Genomic DNA, 6,418 nt, shown 5'->3' with positions numbered 1-6,418 from the left:
CTCCGCCTCCTGCTGTCCCACCTGGGACGCACTTTCCTTTTCGGCTTCATGGTGACCCTGCCGCCCTTGCTGGCCTGGCTGGACATCCATTGGCTGGGCGATGCGGTGGGCGAGTGGTCGCTGGTGGAACTGACCCAGGAAGGCTTCCTGGCGGCCAGCGTGCTGGCGTTCGCGCGGTTGGCGTGGCGCCGCGCCGAAGATCGGGGCTTCGCGGTGCTGGCCGCCGCCCTGTTCGCCTGCATGTTCCTGCGCGAGATGGACGAGGCGCTGGACCTGATCGCGCACGGGTTCTGGAAGTACCCGGTGACCCTGCTGATCGTGGGTTCGCTGGCCTGGGCCAGCCGTGACTGGCGCGGTGCGGTGGCCGGTCTGGTGCGCTTCCTCACCTCGCGCGCCGGCACGGTGATGACCATCGGCCTGGTGCTGCTGCTGTTCTACTCGCGCCTGATCGGCATGACCTCGTTGTGGACGGGCCTGCTGGGTGACCAGTACATCCGCGTGTTCAAGAACACCATCGAAGAAACCACCGAACTGCTGGGCTACACCTTCATCCTGGCCGCCAGCCTGGGCTATCTGGCGCAGCGCGTACGTGAGCCGCTGGCTACCCGCGCGCGTGGTGAAAGCACCGCGGCGCCGATGCAACAGCGCCCGCTTTAAGGCGCATGCCGCGGTAGCGTCGAGCTTGCTCGACTGCTTTGGTTCCGGCATTTCGTGCAGTCGAGCAAGCTCGACTCTACGGGTCCGTGCGGTGGAGATTGCGGGGGTCAGCCATCCACGCCGGGAACGCCTTCGGCCAGCGGTACGCGGCGGCCATCCAGCAGGCCGCGGCTCAGTGTGCCGTTCTCAATGAACAGCAGTTCGCCGTTTTCGCCGTTCTTGATGCTGCTGTCGATGGCGATCACCCGGCCGCCGTGGAAGGTGCTGACGTGCGGCATGGAGGTGTGGCCGACCACGATGCGCTTGAGCTGCAGGCGGTCCAGCACGGCTTGCACGCCGTTTGCATCAAGGCGCCCGTCGAAGTAGCCGCGGTACCAGATCGGGCTGGTCTTGCCGTCGTACAGCGGGGCGGTGGCCGGGTTGGCCTTTACGTCGGCCTTGGGCGTGCCCAGTGAGGCCTGGTACGCATGGTTGGTGGCGGCTGGGTCCAGCGCCAGTTCCACCGCGTCCGGCGAAATGCCGCCGTGCAGGAACAGGGTATCGCCGATCTTCAGCAGTACCGGGCGCGTGCGCAGCCACTGCCCGATCACCGAATCGGCACCGTACAGCTGCGGGTAGCTGCGGCCGAGCAGCTGCGCGCTGCGCAGGTACTTGGCGTTGACGTAGCGCAGGTCGTCATAGAGCACCATGGTTTCGTGGTTGCCCAGCACGAAGTGCACGGCGCCACCGGCGGCTGCAGCCTGCTGCTGCAGGCCGTACAGCAGCCAGAACGCCTCGGTGACCTGCGGGCCGCGGTCGAACACATCGCCGGAAATGACCAGGGTGTCGGTGCCCAGCGCCCAGCGGTCCTGTGCATCGATCACCTTGTTGGCGCGCAGCAGGCGCACCAGCAGGCCGTACTGGCCATGGATATCGGACAGGGCGACGATGCGCGGCGCGGCCGGCAGCACCGAGACCGACGGTGCCGACGGCGCTGCCACGTGCACGCTGTGGGCGTAGCCGCACTGCGGACTGAAATCGGTGCCGCTGGCATCGGCGGGCAGGGTGCGCATCTGCACCTGGTCGCCACAGATCCACTGCGCCCGCAGCTGCTCGCCCACGCGGAACACGTAGGGGCCATCGGCATCGACGTGCTCGGCCGGTGTGGCCACCTCGCGGGCCTGCAGCAGCGGCGTGCCCAGCAGCAGGGCCAGCGGCAGCAGCAGGCGGGCAGGGCGGAGCAGGGCACGATGCAGCATGGGGTGTTTCCTTGGAGGGCAATAAAAAGGGCGGACCCGAAGGCCCGCCCCTGATGCTACGCCGTTGCTCAGAACTTCGCGCGCAGGTTGAACAGCACGCGGCGCGGTTCACCCCAGTAGCCGGAATTGAAGAAGCCGACGTTGCGGTAGTAGACCTTGTCGAACAGGTTGGTGACCGTCACGCCCACGCTCAGGTTGTCGTTGATGCGGTAGCGGCCCATCAGGTCGAACAGCACGTAGCCGCCCTGGCTCATCTTGCCGGTGGCCGTGACCGGCGCACCGCTGGCGGTGAAGCGACCGGTGGGAATGGGCTGCATCTGGTAGATCTCGCTCTGCACGCTGACACCGCCGCCCAGCGTCCACTGGCCATGGGTCCAGGTGGTGTTGAAGCGGGCCAGGTGCATCGGGCTGGTGTTGGCGAAGCGGCTGCCATCGGGGTTGCTGCTGTAGCTGTAGGTGTAGCCGCCGGTCATGCTCCAGTGGTCGTTGATCGAACCGGAGACTTCGAACTCGCCACCCTTTGTGGTGATGCCGCGGCTGGCGATGGACGGCGAACTGCCATCGGGCAGCTTGATCTCACCGCCGTTCGGGTCCAGCTCGGCCACGTTGTCCTGCTTCATGTAGAAGCCGTTCAACGCGGCGTACAGGCGGCCGCCGAAGAAGTCCGCCTTCAGGCCGTACTCGTAGTTGCCACCGGTGGTCGGGTCCAGCAGCTGGTTGTTGATGTCGCGCCGGGCGGTGGCCTGGAACACGTCCGAATAGCTGGCAAAGGCGGTGATGCTGCTGCTCAGGTCGTACAGCACGCCCACGTACGGGGTCAGCTCATGGGCGGTGGTGCGCGCGCTGCGGCTGGTGAACACGCCGTCGGTGTTGTAGTTGTCGGTGGTGGTGCGGTAATCGGAATAGCGCGCGCCGGCGATGATCTTCAGCGGATCGATCGGGTTCAGGCGCACGGCGGCGTAGTAGCCGGTCTCGGTGGTGTTCACCGTGCTGGACGGAATGCCGTAGTTGTAGGTGGTCGGCTTGCCGATGTTGCCGTCCCAGCTGAAGATGCTGGGGAAGGCGGCCACGTTGTACGGGCGCGAGGTGATGCCGGCGCGGATGGTGTCCAGGTCACGGTCGTAGTGGTTGATGCCCACCACCAGCTCGTGCGAACGGCCGAACAGCTGGAACGGACCGGACGCGTACAGGTCGAAGGCATCCTCGCGGGTTTCCGACACCGAATAGGTATCGGCTATGCGCAGGCCCAGGCCGGTGACCGGGTCGGCCCAGTTGCCGGTGTTGGAGCCGGCCAGCAGCAGCGAATCGGTATCGGTGGCGCGGTGGTTGTACGCCAGGCGGCCACTCCAACCGGCACCGAACTGCTGTTCCAGGGTGGCGAAGTAGTTGGTGCTTTCGCGGTTCCATTCGTTCCAGCGCGCTGCGGCGCTGTAGGAGCGCGGCATGTGCGCGCGGCTGCCATCGCGGAAGTACAGCGGCGAGGCGCTCCAGGCGCCGCCATCGGAACCGGTCTTCAGGTAATCGATGCCCGCGCGCAGGCGGGTGCTGTCGGTCAGGTCCGCTTCGATCACCCCGTACAGGCTGGGGGATTTGTCATGCTGGAAACGCACCCAGCTTTCCTTGTCGGTGTAGGCGCCGACGAAGCGCCCGCGCACGCGGCCACTCTTGCTGAGCGGGCCGGACACATCCACTTCGGCACGCTTGTAATCCCACGAACCGGCGCTGAGGCTGGTGCTGGCCTGGAAGGTGTCGGTCGGGCGCTTGCGCACCATGTTCACCGTGGCCGACGGGTTGCCCGAGCCGGTGACCAGGCCGCTGGCGCCGCGCACCACTTCAATGCGCTCGTAGATGGAGGTGTCGCTGAGGATCGAGTTGCCGCCGGCGCCGGTGGTGTAGTTGGTGGGAATGCCATCGAACATGAAATTGTTGATGGCAAAGCCGCGCGCATTGAACAGCGTGCGGTTGCTGTCATACGACTGGATGGTCACGCCCGGCGTCTGCTGCAGCACTTCGGAAATCGTGATGAGGTTGAAATCTTCGATGCGCTGGCGGGTGAACACGGTCAGCGACTGCGGCGTTTCGCGCAGGGTCAGCGGCAGCTTGGTGGCAGTGTTGGTGCCATAGACCTGGTAGCCCTCGGTGCGCTGGGTCACCATCACCCGGTCCAGTTCGGTGGTGGTCGGCGCGCTGTCCTGGGCAAATGCCGGTGCGACAGCGCAGGCGAGCGACAAGGCGAGGGCGTTCCGGCGCAGGGCGCCAGAGTGCGTGTGCTTCATGCAATGACCTTTCTAGTTCAGGAACGGGAAGACGGGCGTGGCGCCGGCTTGGCCGGGCTGCGGAAACTGAGCCAGAGCACCATGGCCCCGGCGCCTGCGGCGAGCACGCCACACCAGCCCACGAAGCCTTGGGCAACGCCCCAGGCGGCGATGCTGGGTGCCAGGCTGGCCGCCAGCGCGGCAGCGCCCAGCAGGCGCAGCAGGCGGCTGCGCGGCGCAGCGGGCGCCTGACCGGTGACGTCGCGATGGTGGCGTTCCATCGCCAGCGCCAGGCAGACGAATCCGAAGGCGGCCAGCAGCAGGGCAAGCACGCTCATGCGCTGGCCTCCGCAGCCGTGGCGGCGCGTGCGGCACGCGGCTTGCGTTGCGCTGGCACGAAACGATGGACCTTGCGCGCGGCCCACAACAGGCTGGTGCCGATCAACAGCAGGCCGATATCGATGCCGGCCTTGGCGCCATCACCGCTGGCCAGTGCGCTGACCGCGCCGCCCTGCCAGGCCACCAGGTTGTACAGCGGCAGGCCCAGCGCCAACACGCCGGCCACTGCCAGTTGTTCCACCCAGCCGCGGCGGGCCGGGCGCAGCAGCGCGTGCAGCAGGCAGGCGGCCCATGCGTAGAAGAACACTTTCACTTCGGCATCGCTGCGGCTGGCCAGTTCCACCGGCAGCAGGCGGTTGCCCCACAGGAAGGCCAGCATGGCCACCGGCAGGCCACTGACGAAGCCGATGTTGAGGCGTTCCACGATGCGGAACCCCAGATGCGGACGCGCAGGATCGGGCAACTGGGTGCGCCGCTTCACCGTCCACAGCACCAGCCCGGTGGCGACCATCAACGTGCCGGCCACGCCGGACAGGAAGAACAGCCAGCGCATCGTGGTGGGTGCGAAGCGTGCGGCGTGCAGCCCGATCATGCCGTCGCGGGTGACCACGGCGGCCGAGCGCGGCGGGGCAGCATCGAGCAGTTCGCCGCGCGCGTCGAAGGTGAGCGTGTCGTTGGCCCCGGCAATCTGGTCGGCCTGCTGGCGGCGCACGGCAATGCGCATCGACGCATCACCTGGCTGGTCGATCTGCAGCGACGCGGCATGGCCACCGCCCCACTGCAGTTCCGCACGGCGCAGGACCTGGGCCAGTGCGGGCGGTGCAGCGGCCATGCCACTGGGTTCGACCTTTTCCGCGCGTGGGAACAGTTCGGCGAAGAACGCATCGCGGCCACCGGGGTAGTTCGCGTCCACCGCCCACGGCATGTACAGCGTCATCAGGGTGATCAGGCCGGTGTAGGTGATCATCAGGTGGAACGGCAGCGACAGCACCGCCAGCGCGTTGTGGCCGTCCAGCCAGGTGCGTTGGCCCTTGCCGCGGCGGAAGGTGAAGAAGTCGGTGAAGATCTTCTTGTGGGTGATGACCCCGCTGATGATCGCCACCAGCATCAGCATGGAACAGGCACTGATGAACCAGCGTGCCCACAGCACCGGCACGTAGTGCAGGTCGAAATGCAGGCGGTAGAAGAAGTTGCCGCCACGTGTTTCGCGCACCTGCACCGGGGTGCCGTCGGCATCCAGGGTGGCCTGGTTGGGATTGCGCTGGCCGCGCCGGCGTTCCTTCTCGCCCTTGGGCTGCCAACTGACCGCAGTGGCGGTGCTGCGCGAATCGGGCAGTTCGATGCTCCAGCGTTGCGCGTCCGGTGCGGTGCGGGCCAGGAACTGCTGGGCCTGGGTGACGGCGGTCGTGGCGTCGGCGGGCAGGCCGATTTCCGGCTGCATCCAGCGGGTCAGTTCTTCCTTCCAGTACGAGGCGGTGCCGGCGATGAAGATCAGGAACAGCACCCAGCCGACCACCAGGCCCGACCAGGTGTGCAGCACCGATTGCGATTGGCGGATGCCGCCCAGGTTGTCTGCGCTGCTCATGCGGTCGCTCCGCGCAGCAGCCAGGCGACCAGCGCAGCCAGAGCGCCCGCGCCCAGCAGGCCCACGGCGGCACGCAGGGTGCTGCGCGCGGCATAGGCCCAGATGGCGGCCAGGGCGTAGACCACGAAGGCGGCCATGGTCGCCACCAGGGTGGCATCGGCCTTGGCGCCCGGCAGCAGGCGCGCCAGTGCGGCCGCCCAGCAGGCAGCCACGGCGTAACCGCCCAGCAGCGCCAGCAGACCGCGCGCCCACAGCAGGCCATGACCGTTACCGCGCGCCACGCGCTTGGCCGGCGCAGCGCCGGCAGCAGAAGGAGAGGTAGGAGCGGCCATCGCCGATGTCAA

At 67.5% G+C, this 6,418-nt stretch carries 6 protein-coding genes; 1 reads left to right on the top strand and 5 read right to left on the bottom strand.

The window, feature by feature from the left end:
• Nucleotides 1-657, top strand: a 657-nt coding sequence (locus AC06FA_RS03260; RefSeq protein WP_478067102.1) for a hypothetical protein, incomplete at its 5' end; no start/stop codon positions are given.
• Between the two features lie 107 nt (nt 658-764).
• Here the strand turns inward: AC06FA_RS03260 and AC06FA_RS03255 are convergent.
• The 5 genes from AC06FA_RS03255 to AC06FA_RS03235 all read right to left on the bottom strand — a co-directional run bounded on the left by AC06FA_RS03255 (nt 765) and on the right by AC06FA_RS03235 (nt 6,406).
• On the bottom strand, nt 765-1,895 hold the full coding sequence (locus AC06FA_RS03255) for a metallophosphoesterase (protein WP_478067101.1): 1,131 nt from the start codon (nt 1,893-1,895) through the stop codon (nt 765-767).
• Nucleotides 1,896-1,963: 68 nt separating this feature from the next.
• Nucleotides 1,964-4,171 (bottom strand): TonB-dependent siderophore receptor, encoded by a 2,208-nt coding sequence (locus AC06FA_RS03250; protein WP_478067100.1) that lies wholly within the window; start codon nt 4,169-4,171, stop codon nt 1,964-1,966.
• Nucleotides 4,172-4,188: 17 nt separating this feature from the next.
• Nucleotides 4,189-4,488, bottom strand: coding sequence for a DUF3325 domain-containing protein (locus tag AC06FA_RS03245; RefSeq protein ID WP_478067099.1), 300 nt, complete (start codon nt 4,486-4,488; stop codon nt 4,189-4,191).
• On the bottom strand, nt 4,485-6,074 hold the full coding sequence (locus AC06FA_RS03240; protein WP_478067098.1) for a PepSY-associated TM helix domain-containing protein: 1,590 nt from the start codon (nt 6,072-6,074) through the stop codon (nt 4,485-4,487). Before AC06FA_RS03240 ends, AC06FA_RS03245 begins: the two co-directional genes overlap by 4 nt.
• Complete coding sequence (locus AC06FA_RS03235) at nt 6,071-6,406, bottom strand: DUF3649 domain-containing protein (RefSeq protein WP_478067097.1); 336 nt, start codon at nt 6,404-6,406, stop codon at nt 6,071-6,073. Before AC06FA_RS03235 ends, AC06FA_RS03240 begins: the two co-directional genes overlap by 4 nt.
• Nucleotides 6,407-6,418: the final 12 nt, after the last annotated feature.

Source organism: Stenotrophomonas sp. Steno-C17, assembly GCF_056393165.1.
This window is presented reverse-complemented; position numbering and strand designations above follow the sequence as displayed.